22 protein-coding genes and 1 other RNA gene are annotated in these 25,926 nt (G+C 40.5%); 7 read left to right on the top strand and 16 right to left on the bottom strand.

The window, feature by feature from the left end:
• Positions 1-215: 215 nt before the first annotated feature.
• Both NJ959_RS06360 and NJ959_RS06355 read right to left on the bottom strand, forming a co-directional pair.
• Positions 216-1,550 (bottom strand): TIGR03279 family radical SAM protein, encoded by a 1,335-nt coding sequence (locus NJ959_RS06360; RefSeq protein WP_254010913.1) that lies wholly within the window; start codon positions 1,548-1,550, stop codon positions 216-218.
• A 259-nt stretch (positions 1,551-1,809) separates the two neighbouring features.
• Positions 1,810-2,400 (bottom strand): chromophore lyase CpcT/CpeT, encoded by a 591-nt coding sequence (locus NJ959_RS06355; RefSeq protein ID WP_254010912.1) that lies wholly within the window; start codon positions 2,398-2,400, stop codon positions 1,810-1,812.
• Positions 2,401-2,524: 124 nt separating this feature from the next.
• Here NJ959_RS06355 and NJ959_RS06350 point away from each other — a divergent pair, with 124 nt between their 5' ends.
• Positions 2,525-2,752, top strand: a complete 228-nt coding sequence (locus NJ959_RS06350) for a hypothetical protein (RefSeq protein ID WP_254010911.1) — start codon at positions 2,525-2,527, stop codon at positions 2,750-2,752.
• A 64-nt stretch (positions 2,753-2,816) separates the two neighbouring features.
• On the top strand, positions 2,817-3,716 hold the full coding sequence (locus NJ959_RS06345; protein ID WP_254010910.1) for a bestrophin family protein: 900 nt from the start codon (positions 2,817-2,819) through the stop codon (positions 3,714-3,716).
• 56 nt (positions 3,717-3,772) lie between these two features.
• On the opposite strand, the gene NJ959_RS06340 is transcribed toward NJ959_RS06345, so the two are convergent.
• Both NJ959_RS06340 and NJ959_RS06335 read right to left on the bottom strand, forming a co-directional pair.
• Positions 3,773-4,216: a DUF29 domain-containing protein gene (locus NJ959_RS06340; protein WP_254010909.1), complete on the bottom strand. Its 444-nt coding sequence runs from the start codon at positions 4,214-4,216 to the stop codon at positions 3,773-3,775.
• Between the two features lie 88 nt (positions 4,217-4,304).
• Complete coding sequence (locus tag NJ959_RS06335; RefSeq protein ID WP_254010908.1) at positions 4,305-5,489, bottom strand: esterase-like activity of phytase family protein; 1,185 nt, start codon at positions 5,487-5,489, stop codon at positions 4,305-4,307.
• A 130-nt stretch (positions 5,490-5,619) separates the two neighbouring features.
• Between NJ959_RS06335 and NJ959_RS06330 the strand changes: the two genes are divergently transcribed.
• Positions 5,620-6,906, top strand: a complete 1,287-nt coding sequence (locus tag NJ959_RS06330; protein WP_254010907.1) for a tetratricopeptide repeat protein — start codon at positions 5,620-5,622, stop codon at positions 6,904-6,906.
• A 292-nt stretch (positions 6,907-7,198) separates the two neighbouring features.
• Here NJ959_RS06330 and NJ959_RS06325 read toward each other — a convergent pair whose 3' ends face one another.
• The 9 genes from NJ959_RS06325 to NJ959_RS06285 form a co-directional block, all read right to left on the bottom strand.
• Positions 7,199-7,360, bottom strand: a complete 162-nt coding sequence (locus NJ959_RS06325; RefSeq protein ID WP_254010906.1) for a Uma2 family endonuclease — start codon at positions 7,358-7,360, stop codon at positions 7,199-7,201.
• A gap of 195 nt (positions 7,361-7,555) precedes the next feature.
• On the bottom strand, positions 7,556-8,386 hold the full coding sequence (ppk2, locus tag NJ959_RS06320) for a polyphosphate kinase 2 (RefSeq protein ID WP_373693611.1): 831 nt from the start codon (positions 8,384-8,386) through the stop codon (positions 7,556-7,558).
• A gap of 306 nt (positions 8,387-8,692) precedes the next feature.
• On the bottom strand, positions 8,693-9,151 hold the full coding sequence (locus NJ959_RS06315; RefSeq protein ID WP_254010904.1) for a chemotaxis protein CheW: 459 nt from the start codon (positions 9,149-9,151) through the stop codon (positions 8,693-8,695).
• A gap of 138 nt (positions 9,152-9,289) precedes the next feature.
• On the bottom strand, positions 9,290-12,436 hold the full coding sequence (locus NJ959_RS06310; RefSeq protein ID WP_254010903.1) for a hybrid sensor histidine kinase/response regulator: 3,147 nt from the start codon (positions 12,434-12,436) through the stop codon (positions 9,290-9,292).
• A gap of 218 nt (positions 12,437-12,654) precedes the next feature.
• Positions 12,655-15,534: a methyl-accepting chemotaxis protein gene (locus tag NJ959_RS06305; RefSeq protein WP_254010902.1), complete on the bottom strand. Its 2,880-nt coding sequence runs from the start codon at positions 15,532-15,534 to the stop codon at positions 12,655-12,657.
• Between the two features lie 317 nt (positions 15,535-15,851).
• On the bottom strand, positions 15,852-16,415 hold the full coding sequence (locus NJ959_RS06300) for a chemotaxis protein CheW (RefSeq protein WP_254010901.1): 564 nt from the start codon (positions 16,413-16,415) through the stop codon (positions 15,852-15,854).
• A gap of 24 nt (positions 16,416-16,439) precedes the next feature.
• Complete coding sequence (locus NJ959_RS06295; protein WP_254010900.1) at positions 16,440-17,054, bottom strand: Tll0287-like domain-containing protein; 615 nt, start codon at positions 17,052-17,054, stop codon at positions 16,440-16,442.
• A gap of 315 nt (positions 17,055-17,369) precedes the next feature.
• A complete protein-coding gene (locus NJ959_RS06290; RefSeq protein WP_254010899.1) occupies positions 17,370-17,735 on the bottom strand; it encodes a response regulator transcription factor in 366 nt (121 codons plus the stop codon).
• 170 nt (positions 17,736-17,905) lie between these two features.
• On the bottom strand, positions 17,906-19,114 hold the full coding sequence (locus NJ959_RS06285) for a response regulator (RefSeq protein WP_254010914.1): 1,209 nt from the start codon (positions 19,112-19,114) through the stop codon (positions 17,906-17,908).
• 775 nt (positions 19,115-19,889) lie between these two features.
• Here NJ959_RS06285 and NJ959_RS06280 point away from each other — a divergent pair.
• The gene (locus tag NJ959_RS06280; protein WP_254010898.1) at positions 19,890-20,726 is read left to right on the top strand and encodes a peptidase; all 837 of its coding nucleotides are present in this window, start codon (positions 19,890-19,892) and stop codon (positions 20,724-20,726) included.
• A gap of 23 nt (positions 20,727-20,749) precedes the next feature.
• Here the strand turns inward: NJ959_RS06280 and NJ959_RS06275 are convergent, their stop codons facing one another.
• On the bottom strand, positions 20,750-21,307 hold the full coding sequence (locus NJ959_RS06275) for a type IV pilin-like G/H family protein (RefSeq protein WP_254010897.1): 558 nt from the start codon (positions 21,305-21,307) through the stop codon (positions 20,750-20,752).
• A gap of 107 nt (positions 21,308-21,414) precedes the next feature.
• Between NJ959_RS06275 and NJ959_RS06270 the strand changes: the two genes are divergently transcribed.
• Together NJ959_RS06270 and NJ959_RS06265 are read left to right on the top strand one after the other, a co-directional pair.
• Positions 21,415-22,188, top strand: coding sequence for an ABC transporter permease (locus NJ959_RS06270; RefSeq protein WP_254010896.1), 774 nt, complete (start codon positions 21,415-21,417; stop codon positions 22,186-22,188).
• A gap of 157 nt (positions 22,189-22,345) precedes the next feature.
• Complete coding sequence (locus NJ959_RS06265; protein ID WP_254010895.1) at positions 22,346-23,239, top strand: ABC transporter ATP-binding protein; 894 nt, start codon at positions 22,346-22,348, stop codon at positions 23,237-23,239.
• A gap of 78 nt (positions 23,240-23,317) precedes the next feature.
• On the opposite strand, the gene NJ959_RS06260 is transcribed toward NJ959_RS06265, so the two are convergent.
• Both NJ959_RS06260 and ssrA read right to left on the bottom strand, forming a co-directional pair.
• Complete coding sequence (locus NJ959_RS06260) at positions 23,318-24,391, bottom strand: helix-turn-helix domain-containing protein (RefSeq protein WP_254010894.1); 1,074 nt, start codon at positions 24,389-24,391, stop codon at positions 23,318-23,320.
• Positions 24,392-24,952: 561 nt separating this feature from the next.
• Positions 24,953-25,343, bottom strand: a transfer-messenger RNA (tmRNA) gene (gene ssrA, locus NJ959_RS06255).
• A gap of 241 nt (positions 25,344-25,584) precedes the next feature.
• Between ssrA and NJ959_RS06250 the strand changes: the two genes are divergently transcribed.
• Positions 25,585-25,923, top strand: a complete 339-nt coding sequence (locus tag NJ959_RS06250; RefSeq protein WP_254010893.1) for a P-II family nitrogen regulator — start codon at positions 25,585-25,587, stop codon at positions 25,921-25,923.
• Positions 25,924-25,926 lie beyond the last annotated feature (3 nt).

The following is a 25,926-nucleotide window of genomic DNA, read 5'->3' as shown; positions in this document are numbered from 1 at the left end:
CAATAATTGACGAATTTGCGTCGTTTCAGCTATTATGGTCTAATAATCCAAAGGAGGGCTAATAACCTTTTAAGGATTTTACACATTATTATGAGTCACTTCAATATTTTTTTCAATATCTTTTCATTTCCAAAAATCCGATCAAAACCTCCGCGCACTTCTATATAAAAAAAAATCACTCTTCCCCCTAACAAACCAACCCAAAAACTCCTACCTCACCCCCCAATACAAGTAGCAATCAATTCCTCAATCCCATTGACAGGAAACAGAGAAACCCCTAACTGACTGCTTAATTCTGCCACCGTCATATCATCTAAAAAGCGAGTATCATCATGCTTCAACATCACTGTCGGCAAAAGCACCCCAGAACCTAACTCTTTTCCTGCCAATCCATCAAGCAAATCTTGCCCGGTCAATAACCCAGTTACAGTTATCTCCTGTCCCCAATAATTGCTACGCAACGCTACCAAAGTTACTACTAATCCTGGGACTTGATTTAACTGCTGCACTAATGGAGCAAAAGCATTTTCCACTGCATTTCCCACTACCCAAGTCCATCGTCGCGGTGTCTCCAAGCGACTTGGTAGCATCTGAGTAGCAGTATCTTGAAACTGTTGGATAAACTGACGAATTGAACCCACACCATTACCGATTTGCGGATAATCTTCATAATGGGATTCTGGAGGTAAATCTTGTCTGGCAATCAAAAACCACTCATCGGCTAGCCAAGCAAATGTAGATTCAAAATTATGGTTAAATTGTGCCTGAAGTACCTGAATTTGCTGGATAACTTCTGCGGCTTTTTCCTGACTAACTGGTATCAACTCATCCTCTTGAGGGCGAAAGCGGGTTAACCCCACGGGAACTACTGCAACAGAAGCGACTGTGGGGATGTCACCTCGGTGAAATTTGGCTAAATCTAGGATAGTTCTTTCCAAATGAATTCCATCATTAATTCCTGGACAAACTACTACTTGAGCATGAATTTGCAACCGTCGTTTTTTAAACCACTTTAATTGTTCTAAAATTTGCCCAGCGCGATTATTTTTCAGGAGACGGCTACGGATGTCTGGTTCAGTAGCGTGGATGGAAACATAGAGAGGAGATAGACGCATTTGTTCTATTCTATCCCATTCTTTCTGAGTAAGATTGGTGAGAGTTAAATAGGAACCATAGAGGAAACTGAGGCGGTAGTCATCATCTTTGAGATATAAACTTTGGCGCTTACCGGGGGGTTGTTGGTCAATAAAGCAAAATGGACAGCGGTTATTACACTGAATTAACCCATCAAATAAAGCTGTTTCAAATTCTATGCCTAAATCGTCGTCATAGTCTTTTTCTATTTCCACTAAATGGGTTTTCCCTTTGGTATCAATAACTTCTAATTCTAGGATTTCATCAGCACATAAAAACTGATAGTCAATTAAGTCACGGGGACGAGTACCATTGATAGAGACGATGGCATCACCGGGTTCAAATCCAATCTCAGCGGCGATAGAATCGGGGAAAACTTGGGTAATTAAGGCGGGACGAATAGAGGTTTCACTCATTGTTGGTTGTTTGTTGTTGGTTATTTGTTGTTGGTTGTTTGTTTTGGGAAAGGTGTATGGTGTGTAATATCTATAAATCAGTACTTAGGTAAAGGATCTATTTGTAGGGTGTGTTATGGGTAGCTAACGGACCATTACAACTATATCTGGTGTGGCTGCGTAAGTTCTATTATAATCTAAAGGATTATTTAGATATGACTTACTGACAATAGTGTAGATGGTGCGTTAGCAAAGCGTAACGCACCCCACTTATTAAGTATTACACCTGGACTTCATCAGCAAAATTAGCCCAACGAACAAAGTGAAATGGACCAGCAATTGAACCCCAAACTCGCTCATTAGTATCTAAATCACGCCCTCTATCAAGACTCATTAACTTATCTTCGTATACTTCAAATTCACTATCGAGATAAGTATCCTTTCCTCTCCAGATAACTTGACAAGATTTACCAGGTTCAACTGTTGCTTTAAAATAATCACCAGTCCATTTCACTTGGTAGTTACAGCCACAAAGTTTTTCAATTTGTTCTGCTTTAAGAGATTCCAGGCGTGTCAAGTCACGCGAAGCACCGTAGAATTGTTTTTCGTCCTGAACTTTGTAGTTTTCAACTTCAATGCGATCGTCTACTTCAATGAACTTCAATACCCGCAATCGATAAGGATAATGGAGTTCAATATCATAAGCTTGTTCGAGAAATAAACTCGGACCATTAAGTAGTGAGAGGGGTAGGGGACGCATACAAACCCTGATATGGGCGAAGAAGGGCGGATTCTCAAAGGCTTGGGCTTGGTTACTAAAGTCAGCCGCCATCCAGCGAACTAGGGTACGAATATCGGTAGAATGGGTCATTAACGAATTCGGAAATAGGGATTCAACTTAATTAATTGTAAGACATTGACACTTATTATGAAAAGAACTGGTCTGTTTGCCTCTATCAGCTTAACTATATTAACCTTATCGATAATAGCGTGCGATGCCTCTGCGAAGCGATCGCAAGTCTGCCACAGCTAATCCCTCAGCCACAGGAGATACATCTACGGCGATTCCCATTGGGATTGCTCTGCCTCAAACGGGAAATGTTTCCCTAATCGGGCAAGAATCAATCGCTGGGGCAAAAATTGCTGAAATTTATTTTCACCAGCAACGTGGGATTAATGGTATTCCGATTAAATCAGAAATAATTTTATGTAGCTCGTGTTAAAATGGCAAAGAATGGACGGAATGGCAAATTTTTATTTCTGAAATAAAGGGGATCTAGCGAGAATATGAGCCGAACCAAAAATCAATGGTTACAACAGGCTTTTCAGATCAAAGGCTCTGTTTTTTTTGCAATTTATAAACGAGTTATTTGGGCTGGTGTATTTGGCTTGATTATCTCTGTACTTTACTATTTAAAAGTACCCGTATCGGAACCTATTTTCGGTGGTGTTGTCCCCAGTATTGTTTTGGGATTATTACTAGTTTTTCGCACTAATACCGCTTACGAAAGATATTGGGAAGGTCGAAAATTGTGGGGAAGTATAGTTAATGACTCCCGTAATCTGGCTTGGCAAATTTGGGTAATGATCGGGGAGGTTGAACCAGAAGATAGAGCTAATAAAATTGCCGCATTGCGGTTAGTAGAGGCTTTCTCTGTGGCGTGTAAATTATCTCTTAAATCTGAACCTGTAAATAGAGAATTAGCAGAATTGATGTCGGAATCTCAGTATTTACAACTTCAAACGAGCAATATTCCACCCTTACAGATTGTCTCCTGGATTGGAGATTATTTACAACAGCAGTATAAACGGGGTAGTGATATCCTACATTATAGTAATCTGGTTCTTATGCAAACCATTCTGAACAGTAAAATTGACTGTTTAGGCGGCTGCGAGCGGATTTTAAGAACACCTCTCCCCTTAGCTTATACTATTCATCTCAAGCAATTGTTATTAATTTATTGCTTTTTATTGCCTTTTCAGATAGTTCATGAGTTGGGATGGGGAACAAGTCCAATTGTGGCTTTGATTAGTTTTACACTATTTGGTATTGAAGAAATTGGTTTGGAAATAGAAAATCCCTTTGGTGACGATCCGAATGATTTGCCTCTGGATACTATCTGTGCTACTATAAAAGGCAATATTGAGGATTTTATTCGCGATAATTCCTTCAAGGAAAACATTTGATCATAAACAACAGATTTTATGTTATTTATGATTAGAATGGGAGGAGATTATTTGTACTATATGGATTCAATATCGGTAGGAAAAGAGACATCTAGAATTTGTTCGATTCTATAAGGACATTCAATAGGTAATTCTTTGGGATTAAGAGATGTCTCGCGCCCAATCAATAGTAATCCTAATTGATATGCTTTCGTTATTGCCTCTTCAATATATGGTTTCAAGCTAGGGTTTTGCTCAAGCAAATCAATAATTTGTAGGCGTTGTTCCTGAATGGTATATTTCCAGCTTTTACTACGACGGTTAGGTTGATAATTCCATTTCAGTAAGTGTCCAATTAAAACCCCAAGACGATTTTTTAGTTCCTGTTTTTGTTGCTTCCCCAAGGATTCAATTTCCTCAATCAAGTTAATAATGTCAATGTCATCTAGTTTACCTTGTCGGAGAAAATTTGCCTGTTGTTGTGTCCAAGCGTAAAAATCTGTTGTATAAAGGTTGAGCATAATTAAAATCCTGACGCTGATGGCGCAATCCTTCTGCAAATGAAGTGATGGATACCGATAATCCTGCTTAAGCAGATTGTACCATCGATCAACTCAAACCTGTAAGACTAAATAAAAGAAACTGTGTCACCTGAGAATTGCTGAAATTATTGTCACTTACTAACACTAAACTCTGACTGCCATCTGGTAAGCGAGATCCGAGTGTCATCCCTTCCAAATTATCCAGGTAGATCCCCAAATCAGCTAAATCTAAGAGTAATTTTTTCTTGACAGGAGCGATACTAGAAATGTTATCTTTGAAACTGATAATATTAGAAGTATCGGTAGCGCCTCCGAGGGTAATCTGATAAATTTTAGCTCCATTTCCCAATAAACCGTAGCTTCGTTCTAAACTAAGAAAGTGACCTCCTGTATCTAAAGCAACTAATTCAGTTAAACCATTATCGAGAGCGCCTTGGGGAGGGAAGTCTAGCAGATATAGATGTTCGGCAACTAGCATCGGGCGTATACTTCCTCCAAGTAAATAGTGGAGGAGGCGAATTCTGGGACTTTCTGTTGACTTTGAGGGTAGGTTATCTTGAATTAGAGCGGATTCTGTAGCAGTAAATAGACGAAAAGGATCGCCACTTGCTGTTGCTAAAGCATTGGGTTCTAATGTTAATGGCTCAAAGCCTAAGTTTTCTTGCACGCCACGGGGCTTTTCTGCCTCTGTTGTATTATTATTGGGGAGAAAGCGATCGGGAATTCGGACATTTTGCTGTAATTTTCCGGTTTCTCGATCGAACTCTCTGATAAATGGTGCAATCCCTTTACTGGGAACTCCTTCACTGGAAATAAATACGGTTCCTTTGGGAGACAAGGCAATCCCTTCGGGGTCAATATTTCCTGGGCTATAGTTTTTGCCGTTTTCATCTTTAATGAAGGTAACATCTTCAATATCGATCTTGGCAATACCTATTTTTTCGCTATCTTTGTTATCAATAGTAAGATTGAGGGTGTAAAATCTTGCTGGTGCTAAATTTGAACGATCGTCAGAGAGGGCTAAAAAGCGATCGCGCTGTCTGTCATAAGTCAAGGCAGACAACCCGCCCACAGGTGTATCCTGATATTTTAGATCGGGGAGTTTGTACTCGCTTAAGAAGTTGAGGGATAAATCGAGAAAGGTGCGCTGTTGGGCGGTGATGACTTGAGTGCAAGCTGTGGTGAGGATAGTCAAGAGCGCGATCGCAATAACCAATATGAGGGAAAATAATTTTGAGGGGCGTTGAGTCATAAAAGTGGGTGGATTTATGGTTAAAACCGGAGATGAACCTAGATTAATACTTATGGTACTTCTTGAGAATGGCTTTGTGGGATAGGCTCTGAGCAGAAACTTTAGTCTTAAGTGTATCGTCAATCGGGTTATGAGTAGTACGATTATTATGATATTAAACCATTTACAACCCAAGTTTCAGAAGTTTCAGATACCAGACTTCTTAAAAAAGTCTGGCATCTTGACAGGAGTATGGACTGCTGTTTTATTATTATCTTTCACTTCAGTAGCCTTGGCGCAACGGAATCGACGGGTAGAAGCACCTATTTTAAGCCCACTGGAAATCCCGACTAGTGAAGATCCTCTTTTGCCCAATCCACCTGTAGATCGATCTTTAAGTCCCTTAGAAGAATACACTCTCAGGGCAGCTTTGGACAAACTGAATAATGAAGCAACGGCTGAATTAAATGCGGGTAATAAACCAAAAGCTTTTGAAATTTGGTATCGGGAAATTCGCTTACGGCGGGTATTAGGAGGCTCCCTAGAAGAGGTGCAAGCTTTAGGCAGAGTTGGGGAAATTGCCTGGGGCAAAAATTATAAGCCAGAGACACAGCTTATTACCTCACGATTGAAAACTATTCAACAGGAAGCAGAGGAAAAGCAAACTTTAGATAAACCTTTGTTAAATGCTTTAGGTAAAGCTTACCTACAAGTACGAGTACCAGGACCTGCTTTAGTTATCTATAATCGAATTCTCGCTGATGCTCGTCAGCAAAAAGATGCTAAAGCGGAAGAGCAAATTCTGATAACTATCGCACAGTTACATTTGGCTTGGTTTGATTATCCGAAAGGAGCTACTACTTATGAAGAGTTGCTGAATATAGCTAAAACAAATAGCGATAGAATCAATCAAGTAGTTTATCTTCAAGAGTTAATTAATATCTACAACCAATCGAAGCAAAGGGAAAAATCTTTGCGAATCAAGGAACAATTAGTGGAACTTTACCGCAATCCAGAAAATATAATTAAGGTTCCCGGATTGAAAATTGCGATCGCGGCTGATTATGAAGCACTAGATCAACTAGAAAAAGCATCGGAAATCTACCAAGAATCATATAAACAAGCCCTTGCATTAGATCAGTTTTCTGAGGCTAGTGATGCCTTAGAAAGGCTAGGAAAACTTTACCATACTGATAATCAGCCGGAGGTGGCTTTAGAAGTTTATGAAGTTCTCCTTTGGGTTGAGCAGCAGTCTTATAATGCTTTTGGATTAATGAATGTTTATGACAAAATGGGTGAAATTTATTTAGAGGAGAAAAACTATGCTAAAGCGTTGGAATATTTTCAACAGGGGCTAGATTTAGCCAAGTCATTGCAGCATCAGGAAACATATTTTGCCCGTAAAATTGAGCGGGTGAATCAGGAGAAATCTCCTTAATCTGGGTAATTGGCTCGGAGCCAATTGTTGAGTTTAAAAGAAATTGGAGAATGCAGAATGCCAAAGCTAATTGCGCTGTCATCATAACGCTTAGAGCGCAAAATTCACACTTAGATATAATTCAAGGAAATATATCTGCCGTTTTGACTACCGGAGCAATTACAGACTTGGAGCATGAATAGCAAGATAAGGAACAATAAAAGAGTCCCACACTGCAATTGGTAAGGAAAGAGCAGTACCCAAAAATGAGATTAAATAAGATGAAGCTTGTTTCTTATGCTTAATTAAGATTCTAGCTAAATAATCGCCGCACCTCGATTGCCACATCAGGAAAAGACAACGGAGAAATAATACCCTCAACCAGTGTCACTTCCGTCTGATAGTTACCTTCCAGCCAATCTCTAAAAACCTTCAATTGGGAATTTTTCAGATCCGATACCCAATACTGCGGCATCTCACGAGGATTGATATTTTAAAGTATAACCAGTCTCGATCGGGTCGATCGAAGTGGTTGCAATCGCAGTCATCTTAATACTCTGCAATATCAGAACAATAAACTACCGCCCCAAACTAACACGTTCAGTTTTTCATAGAGAAATTAAATTAGGCTAAAATAGCTAATTGCTAATCTTCCATCTAGCCCCTGCCCTCAATAAAGATCCGGGACAAAATTCTGAGTAGACATAGGAGGACGAACATAGTCCAATTCTTTCTGTCGTGGTGGCAATTCAATCGGTTTTGGCGTTAAATCTTCATACTCAATCATACTCAACAAGTGAGTAATACAATTTAATCTAGCGCGTTTTTTATCATCAGCTTCCACCACATACCAAGGCGATTCTTTCGTATCTGTCGCTGCTAACATTTCATCTTTAGCTTTAGAATACTCCACCCATCTAGTGCGAGATTCTAGATCCATTGAACTCAGTTTCCAGCGTTTAGTTGGATCATCAATTCGCTCTTGAAAGCGGCATTCTTGTTCTATATCACTAACAGAAAACCAATATTTAATTAAGATAATTCCGGCTCTTTGCAGCATACATTCAAATTCCGGGCACGATCGCAAAAATTCCACATACTCTTCATAAGTGCAAAACCCCATTACCCGTTCCACACCCGCACGATTGTACCAACTGCGATCGAAAAGCACCATTTCGCCTCCTGCTGGTAAATGTGCTGCGTACTTTTGAAAATACCATTGAGTTTTCTCTCTTTCTGTGGGAGTCGCAAGAGCAACAACACGACAAACTCGTGGATTTAAACATTCCGTAATCCGCTTAATTGCGCCACCTTTTCCTGCTGCATCTCTTCCCTCAAAGATAACAACAACTTTCAATCCCTTATGTTTGATCCATTCCTGCAATTTGACTAGCTCAACTTGCAGTCTAGATAATTCTTTTTGATAAGCTTTTTTATTGATTTTATTGAGATCTTTTGCCTCTTTTTCTTCCAGTTGAAATTTGTCTTCTTTGTCTTTCATTTTATCCGTATTTTGGCGTTTAGTTGAATGTTTAACTTTTTCTTTATCGTGTTTTTTTGACATAAGGAGTAACCTGACAGTAAAAAAATTGTTTTGGAGCTTTCTCATCTACTAATGTCTTGCTACAATAACCTTAACATCCTCTACCCTTATCTTCATCGCCAAGCATTACATATCTTTACATTTCTATTTGTCAAGCCATAACTCTAGGGTAGGCTGTCGCTACCAACGTAAAAATCAGCTTTTTGATTTATACTGGGGACAGCCCATCCTACATGAAATACTTTTAACTTCCGCCCAGTGGTACTAGTGGGTAGTTTGTAATTTTGGTAACAATAAATCCACATCTAATAAAAACACAGTAAGCGCTCCTTCCCCTTGAGGAATCACTGCAACATGACGGGCAATTTCCAGCGTATCTGCCTGACGATAGGTTTCTGGAAGCACCCGAATTGTCGATAATGGTACGTCCATTAAAATAGGCGCTTCTGCTACTGGAATTCCGTAAAGTTCCCCTGTTGTATTTTGTAGAATTACCAGATAACCATTACTTTCAGATTCGTTAATTAAGCTGGCTTTGAAGAATCGTCGATGTAAGTCGATTACGGTAATTTCGCGATCGCTAATATGAGCAATTCCTACTTGATTTGTGCCACTACTATAAATCGTGGTGCGATTTAATATTTTATATACTCTCTCAATCGGTAAGGAAAAGTTGAGGTTTTTAATCGTAAATACGATTAGTTTAATCAGTTTCTTTGTCATTTTATTTTCCGCACTAATATTTTTTTTAACCCAGAGGTTCACAGAGGTTTACACAGAGGTTTTGGAGGAGATTATTCTACGATCACCATGGAATGACACAGAATTAAAAACTAATAACAAATAACCAACAACTAACAACTAACAACTAATAACTATCTCTTTAATTTCTGTTAAAAATTCTTGTTCTAGGTAAGGTTTGGTGAAGTAAGAGGTAGCACCAAGCTGCATGGCTAGCATTCGATGTTTGTTGCTGCTGCGAGAGGTGAGCATGATGATGGGAATTTTCACTAGTTGAGGATCAGCTCGACGTTGGCTGAGAAATTCGAAACCGTTCATGTTGGGCATTTCTATGTCGCAAATTATAAGCTTTACCGATGAAATTTGCTGCAATCTTTCGATCGCTTCTCTTCCATCTCTTGCTTGCAAAACTCTAAATCCTGCTTTTTCTAAAGTAAGTGCTAATGTTTGCCGCAGGGCGACAGAATCATCGACAATTAAAATGGTCGATAATTGAGCAGTTTTCAGGGTAGTCGATGTATCAGATAAGCCTAATTCAAGATCGGATTCTGGGGTTAATTCAGTATTAATTTGGTTTGCTATTGCGATTTGAGTGCGATCGAATTCGAGCAACGCCATACAATCGATAACCGGGATTAAACTACCATCTCCTAATATAGTACAACCGTAGGCATAATTAGGTGGTGCGATGGCGCTACCAAAGGGTTTAATTACTAATTCTTGCTCCGTAACCAATCGATCTACTTCCAGAGCAAAAGCTTGCTCCTCCTGCTTTAAAATTAACATGGGTAGTGCCCAATTTTCTGGAGAGGGTACGGCTACCAATGCTTTACTAGGTAAACTATCTGGCAGGGGGCAGGTATATTTTAATAAGTCAGCGATTCGATAAGTAGGAACGAGTTGTTCCTGCCAGTGCAAAAACCGCTGATTTCCAGATTGTTTTATCTGATTTGCTTTAGGAACTATAATTTCTTCAATACTGTCAGATGGCAATGCTAAAGCTGTTGAACCAACGAAACAGACGAGTAATTTTGCAATTGTTAGGGTTAGTGGTAGACGTAAGGTAAAGGTAGTGCCAATTCCTGGTGAGGAGGTGACAGAGAGATTTCCTTTTAGCGATCGCAATTGCCGTCGTACTACGTCTAATCCCACTCCCCGCCCAGACAATTCGCTAACTCGATCTGCTGTAGAAAATCCTGGCTCAAAAATGAATTCCCACAAGCGATTGTTGGTTGTCGTTGCTAATTTGTCGAGCGATATTAATCCTAATTCTATTGCTTTATTGCCGATTCTTTCGGTATTTAATCCTTGTCCATCATCCTTAATTTCAATAATAGTTTGACTACCCTTATGATAAGTTCTGATTTCAATTTTACCTTGTTCTGACTTACCTATTTTACGGCGAATTTCTGGCGATTCAATTCCGTGATCGAAGGCATTTCTTAGTAAGTGTAGTAAAGGATCGTAAAGTTTTTCTAAAACAGCTTTGTCAACCAATACTCCTGTACCGCTAAGTTTCAAATTAACTGGTTTATTGTAGGTAGTTGACAATTCCCGCAATACTCTGGAAAAACGGTTCACCACTTCCCCAATTGGTAACATCCGTGCCCACATTAACTCATCTCGAAGGTAAGCTAGCCTTTGTCGCTGTTGTTCCAGTGTTTGATCTGATTTCTTAGCGAAAAGAGCAATATCATCAACCGATTCTTCAAGTTGCACTATTTCTTCTAGAATACTTTGGAGGCGGGAGTGTAAGACTCCGTAGCGATCCATTTCTAGGGAGTCAAAATGGGAATTATCAGTTATCCGTTGTCCGTTATCGATTGTTTTTGTAACTGATAACGAACGGTTAAATTCTGAACCAGAATGTGAGCCAATTAATCCAAGACTGGAAGCACCAACTACCATTTTATCTGATACTTCCTGTAATAAATTAACTAGGGAACCAAATCGGGCAAATCGATTCAATAACTCTCGAACTGCTCCCTGTAATTGTTGATTTTGCAGAGAAAGACTATTGCGGTTAATTGCCAATTCACCCACCAGATTATTCATCCGTTCCAGTCTCTCTAAGTCAACCCGCACAGAAAGGTTAGGTGTGGGTGATGTTGTTCCTTGAAAAGTCAGATCTGATTCTGGATTTAATTCAGTACGACTTATCTCAATTATCGGCTGCGTTGGGACTAATTTCTCTATCTTTGAGCTACTAGCCAAATCTAACTGAGATGTCAGTGACGCAATCTCCTCAATAGGTGCTAAACTATTAAAAATATCCTCAATCGATTGCACAGCGGATTCTATAGTTTCTGGCGTATCTGTAATTGGTGATGATTCTATTTCAAAAGTGGTAAATGTACTGCAAAAAATATCTTCTAATGAGGGTATTTCTCTAACTTCAGAATCTTTCTCTCTGCTGGTAAAATCAAAAATTCCCCACTCCCCATTCCCTACTCCCCATTCCCCATTCCCTATCTCCCCCACTGAATCAGCCAAGGCAACTAAAGCATCAGAAGGAGTACCTCCGGTGGTATAGTCTCCTCCAAGTACCGCTTCTCTACCAGCTTGAAAATCACTCAATGCTAGTTGCATAATTTGTAGATCAAAATCTGGATTAGCTTCCAGTGCAGTTAAAGCTGTTGTGGCGATTGCGCTAAATCCCGGCAAGTTCAACAATTCACCAAACCCAGCAAATACCTCTGCTTGTGCCCTTAATTCTCCGGCTATTTCATAGTTTTGAGGATTAGCTAAAACTGCTGCAAAGCGTTCCAATCCTTCAGCTACATCCACTTCAAAAATAGATAATGTCATATTCAATCCCAATTCCGATGAACTGGGGATGTAACTGTTAGTTTCAGCTATAGCATCTCCAAGTCTTTCCTCAATCTGATTGAATATGGGTTCAGCTATAGCTAAAACTTGCTCCGCATCAAAAAAACCTGTATTAATCTGTGATTTAAGTGGCACAGAAAGACAGTCAAATGCTTTTAGCAATTGGTTTTCTAAGTCAATATCAATCTCTAAAGTCTCGCTATATAGTGCCGTAAAAATTGTTTCTAACCGATGAGCGATAGAGGAGATAGCATCTAATTCTAGGCTAGCAGATCCGCCTTTAATCGAGTGAGCCGCTCGCATTAATTCATGAACTTTTCCGGTGTTACGCTCTTGTCTGATGGTTAGTAAACCTGTTTCAATAATCTGCAATAATTCGAGAGCTTCGGTAATAAAAATTTTATATGCTTCGTCGCGAATATCTGGGTTGATTGCCATATTTTACTAAAGGGAATAGAAATGTTTATTAGCTATCTGTGGGGTGCGTTATGCTTTGCTAACGCACCATCACCATTATATAGCTATGTAGCTGCGTAAATACTGACTAACTAACCTTAATAGGACTTACGCAGTAAAACTACTAATAGTGTTGATGGTCCGTTAGCTCCGCATAACACACCCTACATATAGATACTATGTAGCTGCGTAAATACTGACTAACTAACTTTAAATTGACCGACTTCATCTTGTAACACTTGAGCAACTTTTCGCAGTTGCTCGAAGGAAGAAGAAACTAACCCAGCTTCTTTTGAAGTTTGAGTGGTGATTTCAGCAACATTGGACATGGTTTTAGTCACAGCTTCGGAAGCTTGGGCTTGAATAATTGTTGCCATAGCGATTTCCTCAACTAACTTATTAATCTGGTTAGAAACTGCGGTAATTTTGTTCAAACTTTGGCGGGTTTCATCCACCAATTGCGTCCCCATTACCACTTGTTGAGTACCTGCTTCCATCGCAGCAACTACTTCGTTAGTTTCGGCTTGAATAGCAGCCACAAGTTTTTCAATTTCGCTGGTAGCTTCAGCAGATTGCCGTGCTAGGGAGCGCACTTCATCAGCAACCACCGCGAATCCTCTTCCTTCTTCCCCGGCGCGTGCGGCTTCAATACTGGCGTTGAGTGCAAGTAAGTTGGTTTGAGCAGCAAAAGTACCGATGAGGTTAACCACGGTAGAAATCTTTTGGGAAGATTCGCCCAAATGCTTGACTTTTTTGGCTGTTTCTGCAACTGTTTCTCGGATGGCGATAATCCCGTCCACAGTGCGGTTCATGGCACTGTCACCTTCTTGGATCATCTGAGTTGCTTCGCGCACAGCCGCTTCTGCTTGTTGGGCATTGTTGGCAACTAGTTGCACGGATTGGCTCATGTCTTGCACCTGATGTAGCGCAGTTGAAATTTCCTCTGCTTGGCGCAAAGCTTCTGCGGATAGGGATTGAATGGATGCTTCGTTACTGCTAGTGGTTTGAGCTACTTGGTTAGCTGCTTTTTGCACTTGCAGCACGATTTTCCGCAGGTTACCAACGGTGGCGTTGTATGAGTCAGCAATTGTACCGATTTCATCAGCAGTGACTTTGGCGCGGATGGAGAGATCTCCTTTACTAATCGGATCTACTTCCATCAGCAATTCCAACGCACGCTTTTGCAATCCCTCTTTGAGATTTCGCTGTTCTTCGGCTAGGTTTCTCGTCTGTTCGAGAAGATTTACCCTGTCTAGAGATAGTTGCATCTGCTCTGCTAAACGCTTGAGAAAATCGATTTCATTCGGTTGCCAATCCGGTGAATTTCCGCAGCGGTGAACGCTTAATAAGCCAAAGGGCTGACCTCGTTCTAGAATTAGTACATCAATGCTAGCTTTAACATCTAGGCGTTCCATAAATTTCAGGTGTTCGACAGACAAATCTGCCGCCGAAATATCGTTAATCGCCACGATACCGCGATCGCTGTGAGCAGAAAGTAGTTGCTGGGAAAGAGGAGGATGCTTGATGTTACCATTGAGGGCATGAGGGCGACCAGAATTCACCGATTCTGCTGCCACATCCCCGCTACCGTCTGGATTTAAGCGATATATAATAACTCGATCAGCGTTAAAGATTCGTTTTCCACCTACCACAGCGACATCGAAGATATCTTGTAGGGCTTGGATACCAACGGAACGAACAGTGGTGATTTCTGCTAATAAGCGTGCCTGAGATGTGGCTAGGGCTTGTTCCGCCACAAAGTTTCCTAGCTGTTCGGCCATTTCGTTAATGTTTGCACTCAGTGCAGCAAGTTCATCTCCCCCTTCAACTTCCAGGCGAGTATCCAATTCTCCCTGTCCAATTTTATCCACTGCGCTAGCTGCTGCCACAATCGGACGAGTCCCTCTGTTAGCGATGTAAGCTGAGAGTGCCGCCACTAGTAAAGCTGTCACCGCCGTACCAATTGCGATCGCAAGGAGTAATTGTCTCTGTGGCGCAAAGGCGATGTCAAGAGGTGTGGCAATAAGTGCCCCCCATTTCAACTCTGGTAAGCCTTCTAGTTTGCCAAACGGTGTATAAGCCAATAGTTTCTGACTCTTGTCAATCTCATCAGTAGCGATTAAAGAATTCTCTTTTCCTGTTGCTTGGAGTTTTTTAAAGTCGGAAAATGCTGCTAAAGCCTCTTTATTATCCTTATTATTGTTATTAGCTACGAACATTTTTCCACCATCAGAGAAGTCAATCAAGTGATATTCGTCTCCACCTTCACCGAAGTTTGCAATCAACTCATCTAGGGCTTTAACTGGCATACTAGATCGGACAACCGCAATCGTTTTTCCCGTGGATTTGTCTTTAATCGGTGCAGCGAAGAAAATAACAGGTTTACCAGTATACTTGGAATTTTCAGGCTTACTAATGAAAGGTTGATTGGTTTTAATTACTGCCTGAAAATAATCTCGATCGCTGTAGTTTTCAGTAATAGGAGATCCTTCCGATTGAACGATCGCGTTCCCCTTGAGATCGAATACAGCAATGCTGTCATAGACTTGGTAAAATTCTACAAATTTGTCTAGTGTTTCCTGCTTTTTTGAGAGAGGAATTGTTTCAATCAACTTCGGATCTGACAAGACTGGGAGATTAGAAATAACCTGAATATCTGAATAACGAAATCTTATGAAGCGCAAAACCTTGTCTTCCATACCAGTAGCACGGCTGATTTTCGTCGCGGAAAATTGCTTAGTAATCGATTGGTTCGCAAACTGATAGGCAGTGAAACCAGTTAATAGCACCGGGATCGTACCAATGGCCACGGCTAATGCTGTGGCTTTAGTCCGCAGACTCTGGCTTTGCCACCAACTAGCTGATTGCCGTTGTAGAGGATTCTTTTGAGTCTGTGCTTTGCCAGACATCCGTTCTATTTCAGGCAATTTTATGGCTTTTGGTTCTGAGAATGCGCCACTCTGATCGGACAGAGGTGTATTACTTCCAGGCGTTTGATTTTCAACTGGAATAGGATTAGAAATTGACCCTTTACTATTCGTCTTATTTTGGGTATTTGACTTAGGAGAAATCTGAGTCATCGGACAAACCTCACGATCAAAAATAGGGATTGAGAAATCTAAAATGGTCTAGGGTGGGCAATGTCCACAATCTGCTGTGTCATGGAACGACCAAAACTTACACAAAGATTTTATCTGTAGGGTGCGTTAGGCTTGGGAGTATGCCACTTTGGCAAAGATACTCGTTTTTTGCCCCCCTTTTCACCCCCCCAGCCCTGCTTATCAAAGGGGGGAGCAAGAATACAACCTGCATTTCTTCCTTTCTCGGGATGCTCCCTTATGCTTTGCTAACGCACCATCCACACTATTAGTAGCGCGGATGCCTAAATCCTTAAAAGTTAGGCTTTGGGCATCCCTGCCATAATTGCTTTCCCATCAATAACTATGAGCATTTCACCTGTAGATTTTAACCAGTATCCGCGCAAAAATGGAGCGAGTTGGGGAGTGATACTGACTGATAGTGGTGATTGAATCAAATCTGAATTACACCACTCAATATCTTCAACTCGGTTGACAACTAGCCCTAGCATCTGACTTTTACTATTAGTAGATGTCCTTTGATCGGAACGAATATGAAGCACAACTGCTGTGTGGGTTGAAATACCCATTTTTTGTTGATGCCAAGGGGGAAGTCCAATGCGATGTCCCAAATCCACCATCCAGAGGATTTCCCCGCGCCAGTTGTAGACACCCATAACCCAAGAAGGTATATGGGCAATTGGTACAATTTGTCCGATGGGAATGGTTAGTACTTCTATTAGTTGTTGGATGGGTAAGAGTGCAGTTGTATCCGGGATGAGATGTAACCGCAAAAACTGTTCGCTGGCATTTGATGAGGGTGGTAAGGCTCTTGTATCTATAATTGGGGATAGGCGATTTGGTAGTGATAAAGTATCAGACATTGTTAGTTATTAGTTGTTAGTTGTTTATTTCAGGGGCAGGTTGAGTTCGATACCACCCATCACATCTCCAATGGAGAAAAATTTGTTAGGATACCGCTTTTTGTGAACAGGATGATTATTGTGGCATTTGACACAAGCTATAGACACAGCTTTGTCAGGATAAATTGCGGAAAAGTACTGGTTACCATTAATAGTTTGTAATTCTTTAAACGGTTCTCCAGTTTTAATAACATTCTCCATTCCTTTCTTTTCAAACTCAGTTTTAGGGGATTGTTCATCATTAATATTCCATGGAGAAATCAAGCGATAGGTAAAAGCACCATCTTGAGAGGATTCCTCTGCTGCCATACGGAGCATTTGCGCGGGAAGGGGTAGGTTTTTCTCATTTTTCCAATTCTCTGATGTTTTCATCACTCCAGATTCACCCAAACGATTGACAACATGTTCGGTGTAAACACTACGCTCCGCTTCAATAATTTTGTGCAGATAATCTACCACCACTTCTGGTGCAATTCCCTGAGTTTTTGATGGCGCTTTACCACTACAGGAAACAATGGCAAATAGCACAGCCACAGCCAGAACAATAAGGACAATAAATTTTGAGCCTAATTGTCGCCAATTTGTGTTAATTGAGTTCATCTGTCTTTCTTATCTACCAGATAGTACAGTCAATAACTGGGGAGCATCCTGATTTGGAAGAAATCCAGGTTGTATTCTTGCTTCCCCCTTTGACAAGCAGGGCTGGGGGGGTGAAAAGGGGGGCAAAAAACAAGTATCTTTGCCAAAGTGGGATGCTCCAAATAACTGTAGGGTGGGCACTCCCCACTCACGTAATTTTATGTTTTTTGAGTTATATTGGGGAGTGCCCACCCTACAAAAAACAGCTAGTTCAGGAGTTTAGAAGGAAAATAAAGATGCGGAATGTCGCATCTATTAATCGCCAGATATTCCGAACTATTTACTAATTAGCTGTTTAACAGTTCGGACAAATTCTTCTTGGTCAATTGGTTTAGTTATGTAAGCATTTGCACCCTGTTTCATTCCCCAGAATTTATCCATTTCGCCTCCTTTCGTGGAGCAAATAATAATGGGGATATCGCTAGTTTCAGCAGCAGCTTTCAAATCGCGGCACACCTCAAACCCACTGCGCCCTGGTAGCACAACGTCTAGAACGATCACATCAGGTTTCTGGGTACTAATTTTGGCGAGGGCTTCTTCCCCGCTTTGGGCAATCAAGACATTGATCCCTCCTTGCTGCAAACAACTACTGAGAATTTGCATGTCAGTCAAGGAATCTTCAACAACTAGGGCAGTACTCATGAAATTCACCTCGTTAATGGAAAGTGGTTGTTGGTTGTTGGTTGTTGGTTGTTGGTTGTTGGTAAAATAACTAATAACGGGAACAGAAGTATCGCCTGTTTTACAACAATAAACTTTGGAGCCAATTGCCAATAACCAACAACTAACAACAAATAACCAATAACAAATAACTAACAACTAATGTACTTATGAAGTACCTTAAGCAGATTTGCTGCATTCAAGGGTTTAGTTAAAAAATCTGAAGCTCCGACTAGTTTTGATCGGATTCGTTCAGTCGCACCGTCGTTACCAGTTAAGATCACAATTGGTGTAGTACGAAAACAGGAAAGTTTCCGTAATTGAGTGCAAAGTTCATATCCATTGACATTTGGCATTACAAGATCTAAAAAGATTAAATCTGGTTTACGCCCTAATAGAATTGGTATCGCTCGAATGGAATTATCGATCGCCAGAAATCGATAGCCGGCTGTTGTAATTAGTCGTTCCATCATCTGAGTTACCCACTGACTGTCATCCACACATGCAACTAGGGGTTTGGTAGAATTTGCGATCTGCTTTCCTGGTGCGCTGGGCGCAATCGCACCTGACTTTCCAGGTATAGTGGGTGTGGGTGAAACAGGAATTGGCAGATTTGGGATGTTTATCAGCTCTACCCACCCCAATTCCAGGTAAGGTAAAAGGGAACGACCTATTTCTACAAGATCCCATTTTCTTTGCACGGCTAAGTCGCGCAAACTCTGTTTACCATCTAGGAATTTAGTCAGCGTTTCATAAACCTCTGGTGAACTGTTTTGTTTAAGTTGATCTGGTTGCTTGATTGTGGGAGCTTGGTTAGGAGAATAGTTACCAAGACTAGCGTTATGCCAAGCTTGCCAAAGCGGTTCAACATCCGCGATTGCTTTGATTAAATCAATTGCCACCAGTCGGTTGGATAGCAAGCTGGTGGGTTTAAACTGATGAGTCACATTACTGGCTTGTCCCACATCAAATAAAATATCAACAGTCGCAGAATGGATAATTGATGTAGCTTGTTGTAGGGTAATTTTTTCCTGCTTTACCCACAATTCTAATAGCTGATAATCCCAGTAGTTTGTGAATTCTACACTAGCTAAATCTCGCTTTATTGCCGAACTGTTAGCAACAATTTGAGGACAGTGAAATGCTACATTTCTCTGCCACCTTCTTACGGGATGAATTCCTCCAGTAGCATAGATTAGTTTTCCTTGATCCAGGTGAAAGATCCATTGTTGTCCCTTTGGTTCAGTGAACAACAGTTGACCGCTTAACTGAAGCCTTTGCAACGTATTGAGATAGCGCATTGGCCGTGACGCTGCAAATGACGAGGTAGAGACAATAGAGGACTTTTGTTGTGTCGTCATCACGATACGATCGCCCTAACTAAACTAATTATGCAGAATTATTTAAGGAAGTCGGAAATCATCGATCTTTGGTTTGATTGGCTAAAATAGGATTAACCATAAAGTATGTGCGCACGAGTCAGTTCCCCAATAAAAGGCATAAAAATTTTTATCGTCTATCGCCAATATCCCACATAGTACAAATACAACCGAATGTATTTATCTATGGGGATTATTTCATACTTTATCCTCCTGCTAGAGCTGAAGGAATCTAAACACTTCAGATCGCGATTCTCGTAGTCCCTCCCTCAAGTTAATTGTGGAAAGTCGCGGTATCTGATTTTCCAATAATGTGATGGGATTGTAATTAAACTTAGAATTATAGAAGCCCTGAACCTACTCAATCCCAATTGTGAGGAGAGAAAGATAGGGTTACCCTTTTTGGTTATTATTCTCTCCTGAAAGGGTTAAGTTTAAACCCTTTGTCTTACACGTAATACCCTTGTCATACAAGATTAGCTGATTTTAGGAGACTTGTCCAGCGCCACCTTGTCTTTATGCACAATTTTCAGAAAATCTTTATAATCTTTTAATTTGTTTTAATTTGAAATGAAGTTAACTAGCTTTATCATTGTGGAGAGAAAATAATTATTCAGTAAAAATACCTAAAGAGGAAACAGGGAGATCCCCATTCTCCGTGAAAATACTGAAAACGGGGGATAACGGTAGATAGTGAAGTTGGGATGGGAACCACCTTTACTGTTACTATTCCTATTTCAGATTAATCTAGTTAAAAGTGAAAAAAACTATTATTCCTAGCTTGAGGCTTTGCCAAAGAAACATCAAAAAACGTCTCCTTTTGATTGGCGTGATTTTTCTGACGGCTATATTCGTTATTTTTACACCGCTATCAGGTAGCACCACCAATCCCAACCCCACCTCTTTAAATCCCCCTCCTGCCCCAACTCTCGCAGCTTCCCTACCCAATCCTCAACCTCACCCTCTACCCCCTTCTCTCGCCAAATGGCAAGATGTTACTAACGCTGGCGATTACTTTTCTGCGATAAAGCCCACCCCTATCGGTTATTTAGTTTGGTCAGAATTTCCAGTAAAAATTTATGTAGAAACACCAAAAGATTCCCAGGAAATATCTGCTAGTATTCAGAGATTTCAAAATTGGGTGAATGGGGTATTACAAACTATAGAAGAATGGAATATTTATTTACCATTAGAAGTAGTTTCTGACTCAGAAATAGCAGATATTACCATTTTGAGATCGCGCCCTCCCATTCAATCTACTTTCAACCAAGAAACTGGTAAATTCGATATCCCCCGCGCCCGTGCTGCGGAAACCCGTTATCAGTTTTATGTGAAATCAACAGGAGATGGAGAAAATATTTTATCTCATAAGTTTACTATTTTCCTCAGTCCCGACCAAAGTCTAGACTATACAATTGCTACAATTCGTCACGAATTAGGTCATGCTTTAGGAATTTGGGGTCATTCTCCCTTAGAAACCGATGTTTTGTACTTTTCTCAAGTTAGAAATCCCCCCCCAATCTCCGTGAGAGATATAAATACATTGAAATTGATTTATGAACAACCTACCCGTTTGGGATGGAAGATAGATTGAAATTACATAAATCCCCTTCATTCTTAAAACGTCACTTTCCGATCGAACTCAACAATAGCATGAGATTCATCTGGACATAAAACTCCAATTGATGGATAGGGAGGCGCAATAGGCATCATTGGCGGATAAATAGAAGGTTTAATAGTTTCACAAATACCCGCAATAGCTTTCCTCGATTCACCAATAGAAAATAAAAATATAGCACTAGTGTAGCTTTTAACACTAGAATCATTAGCCTTAGCAGTTATAATAATCTTCCTGATTTCCTCACCCTCCTCTAGAATATGATATTGATAGGTATTACTACCTGACGGCATATCTATACCCAAATCCTCAATCTTTGTCGCAAATCGAGAATGTTCCAAGTAGTATGTAAGTTGTGCTGAGTTAATCGCGCCAAGGTATTTTTGAGCTTCCCCTTCCCTCGCCATAATTTCTGAGGTAGTTTGAGGGATAATAGTTTGTGGAGATTCAGCATAAACAGCCGAAGATAATAGACTCAATAGAGGAGCGATACCTAAAATTGTAATAGTTTTAGCAATGTAGTTCATAGTCGCGATCGCAAGTTTATTTGAAAACACTCAAACCCCACTCCCAAGGATGAAGGATGAAGTATTATAGCAGTGCGCTCTGGCGTAGTTACAGTACAAATGATCTAATAACCTCCCGCTCAACCATCCATGTCTAAATGAAATATTATCAAGAAACCTTAGCCGTAGCCCAGCGAATCTTAATCGAATTGTGTCGCAGACAACGTAGCCTAATTTTTTGGAGTATTTTTCCCATTTCTATCCTATTAATCAACGGATTAATTTTGACAGAACGAGGTAAAATATCCATAGCCAAAGCCTTTGAAATTGCCGCCCCTTCTACACTAGTAGGTGCTGCCTTGTTTTTTAGTTGTTTAGGCGGTACAGTAGCAACAGTAGTAGCAGAACGAGAACAACTAACCCTAAAACGTTTATTTATCTCCCCCCTGAGTGGTACTTCTTATTTTCTAGGTATTTTTTTAGCCCATAGCTGTATTGCTACTGGTCAAACTATCTTAGTTTATACTGTATCTGCTTTTTTGGGTGCAAAAATCAGGGGTTCTGTGCCATTGGGTATACTAATTATCATACTGAGTATTATCGCATATATTGGTGTCGGCTTCATTCTCGGTACTCAGTTAGCACGACGCACTGAGGATGTCAATGCGTTAGTCGCAACATTTGGCGTACCGCTTTTAATTTTAGGAGGAGCATTTTTGCCTACATCACTATTTTCCCAGAGGTTACTGGATATTGCCAAATATAACCCAATATATCACATGAATGAAGCCTTAATTGGAGTCTGGGCTAATGGTGATAGCTTCGCCAAAATTCAAGGGCATTTCTGGTTTCTATCTCTATTTGCTCTCGTGACGATTGCTATGGGGTGGTTATCCTATCAGGCAATGGTCAGAATTGAGAGAAAGTTATAATTTATAATAAGGCACTTTTCAGGTACATCAGGTACAGAGAAACCCAGTTTCTTAAAGAAACCGGGTTTCTGGGTTGTACTTCCTCAACCTGCAATCTGCTGTATTTATATTAAAATAGTAATCACCTCTAACCTCTAATCCCATAAAAAATAAACTTGTGCTAAAGATAGAAAACCTGACAAAATCATATCGAAAACGACTAGTGATCCAGGATTTAACCATTAAGGTTGCCCCAGGAGAAATTTACGGTTTATTAGGACCAAATGGCGCAGGAAAAACAACTACAATCAATATTATCTGTAATCTACTACAACCAGATAGTGGCAGAATCGCAATCAATAACCAACCAATATCTGAAGCCACGAAAAAGCTGATTGGTGTCGCCCCACAAGAAAACTTACTATATAAAACCCTATCCTGTGAAGAAAACCTAAATTTCTACGCTCAAATTTACGGTTTAAACAAACAGCAACGCCAAAAACAGGTACAAGAATGCTTAAAAGCAGTTAACCTATTAGATAGAGCCAAAAGCCCAGTAGAAACTCTCAGCGGGGGAATGCAGCGGCGATTAAATATTGCTGTAGCATTAGTTCATCAGCCAAAATTAGTAATTTTAGATGAACCGACTACGGGATTAGATATTGAGTCACGTTATGAAATATGGGAATTAATTCGTTCTCTTAAAGATAGGGGAATTACTATTTTACTGACAACTCATCTATTAGATGAAGCGGAACGTCTCTGTCAGCGAATTGGCATTATCAAACAGGGACATATTGTTGCTGAAGGAACGTTGGAAGAGTTGCGAAAAAGAGTCAAAGCTGAAGAAATTGTAGTGCTTCAGACATCTGAAGAGGAAAATGCGATCGCACGAGGAAAGAAACTAGGATTTACCCACAGACTATACGGAAACGATCTCGCATTTTGGTTGCCGGAAAGGTTAGATCTAAAAGAGATTCTCTCCTTCTTTGAGGGTATTCCTATCGAATCAATTACTCGTCATCCAGTGCGGCTAGAACATATTTATGTTGAAGTGATTTCTAAGAGGTGAGAGGTAAGATGTAAGATGTGAAAAATATTTTTTATTCCTCTAATTTTTACCCCCTAACCCCTAACCTTTCACCTCTTTCTAAAATGGTAATACTTCAGGCGGCGCAATATCACCCCCAACTTTTATACCTGTTTTAGTTGATTTCACTCCAGGCTTACTCGTTGCTTCTGCCTTTTCAGCATTAGAAGCAACAGATGATTGAGGGGAATGAGCTGAATTAGATTCAATAGATACCCCCAATGGAGATGGGTGTGACATCAAGTTTAAACCTCCCACAGCCCCCGCAATTAAGGCGGTATAACCAACATATAAATGAACTGGAGTCACTTGTATCCCCCCTCCAAATTGAACTTGATACCAGGGGGAAACTGTGGTTTTAATCAAATCAGGAGGTATTGGTAGAGATTCTGCCATTGCCACACCATCTAACCCTAAAGCCTGCCCAAGCCGACGAATAAAACCGCGAATATAAACATCTTCTGGTAATTGAGCAATGCGACCATTTTCTAACGCATTAATTTGATATGTTGGTACTAAGGTTTGACGATACAGTTGTTCTATACTCAGAGAGCGAGATTGACGTGCTTGCCGTAAATCTTGACCTATTTGACGTAAAGCTTTTTCCCGTTTTTGAGAAAATTGTTCTGTCAATAATTCTGATTTAGTAAGTTTTTTTCCAGATTTAATTTCTCCATTTTTTTTATTAATCAAACTTGCTGATTTTTTCCGATTAAATGAATCTAACAGAATTTCCCCAGAGGTTGTTTCAAACTGTACAGGTTCCTTTCCTTCACGATAGTCCATCTCTTGGCGAAACTCGAATTCTTCTTCTTTACCAATGTCTCTTACTGCGGTAGTAACAGGCATAATTTTATTGTTTTTAGCAAACTGATGCAAGCTTAATCGGACAGCTTCTTGCCCTACAGCGTTGACGAGAAGTTGAGCAGTATTAAACTCCTCTCCCAGGATTGTTTGTAATCCAGCTATCGTGCGGCGGTACACTTCACTATCTACTAATTCTGCTTCGATATCACTTTGAATACACCGCCATTTTTCTTGAGAAATTTCGATGATTGCTCTGTCGCTGGGACCATAACCAGACGTGGGTTTAATGCCCATACTTTGTTCTTGTTTCTGTATTTGTCTAGACATGCTGAGATTTAAAAGTTAGGTATTCGTGAGTCAGTATCCTGCGCCTTGTTGATGGTTAACTCATTACTAGACTCATCAAAGAAGTGCGATAAAATTTCCAATCAGTTGACTTACACCAGCACAACTTAAGATTTTTGTCTAATAGTGTCACCGACAACAGTTGCTGGTAAATTTACAGCCCCTTGGGCTATCTGATTATTCTGTAAGCTATAAAGCCATCCGGATAGTTATTCTAATTGAAAGTCTCCAGGCTCGCACTCAGAAAGCAGGAAAGAGAAACCCTTCCTTGCTCCTAATCCCTATTCCTAATTCCCCGTTTATATATTTCTATCAGGAAAGAATCAACAATCAACGAATTATTTTTCGTAGTTGCCTATACAGCCTTTTTTAGATGCGTGAGGCAAAGAGAAACCGGGTTTCTTGAAGAAACCCGGTTTCTGAGGTATAGTTCATATAGCTCAAAACCGCTATGGATAGGTGGACATGATTAAAATACACCAAGTTGATCAAAAACCACCCCCGACATAAAAGTAGGAGGTGGTTTGATCTAAACTTGAATACAAGTGGAGCCTACGGGAATTGAACCCGTGTCCGCCCTGGGTATTCACCTATCGCTCATTCACAGGCTTATCCCCTCTAATCCTTGGGGCGGGAACCATCCATTATCCCGGATGACAGGATACTTTGATAAAGTCTTAGCTAATTAGCTTACCAAAGAAAGCTAATTAGAGCATCCGTTGGGGGTTTGTCTGGAATCCTTAACGGAGTCAAACTACAGACGCTCGAACCTGTTAGAGGCTATTAGGCAGCGACAGTGGCAGCCTTACGAGCAAAGGGAACGATGTTGTTCGCATTTACTTTTTTTTCGAGCCTTTGATTTACGAGAGGAGACTCACTCTCGACCTGTATCACGGGTCAGTTTTCGCCAACACGTCGAAACCATTAAGGCCCCATGTCGGACACTCTTACATTATAGTATAGTTTTTATTCTTTGTCATCTGTTGTCAGTTTAGCTTTACTTATCTTTACAAAAAGCCGATTATCCTCCTTGTCTCTCCATCCCCCCCATGGCAATCCAATTGATTCTTAACCCAAACAATATTAGGATTTACACAACTTGCGTAGTGGATGTAGTAGAAAATGTAATGCTGGTTTGGTAAAAAAGAGTAGAACATGAGATAGGAGCGAAGATCTTGAAAAAAGTAGAAGCAATTATCCGACCATTTAAGCTGGATGAAGTCAAAATCGCTCTAGTCAACGCAGGAATCGTCGGCATGACGGTTTCTGAGGTGAGAGGGTTTGGACGGCAGAAAGGTCAAACGGAACGCTATCGTGGTTCTGAGTACACTGTTGAGTTTCTCCAAAAGCTCAAAGTGGAAATCGTGGTCGAGGATTCCCAAGTTGATATGGTGGTAGATAAAATTATCGCCGCTGCACGGACGGGTGAAATTGGCGACGGTAAGATTTTCATCAGCCCTGTCGAGCAAATCATCCGCATCCGCACGGGGGAAAAGAATTTGGAAGCAGTGTAAGGT

Source organism: Limnofasciculus baicalensis BBK-W-15 (assembly GCF_024178385.1).
GTDB lineage: Bacteria > Cyanobacteriota > Cyanobacteriia > Cyanobacteriales > Coleofasciculaceae > Limnofasciculus > Limnofasciculus baicalensis.
This window is presented reverse-complemented; position numbering and strand designations above follow the sequence as displayed.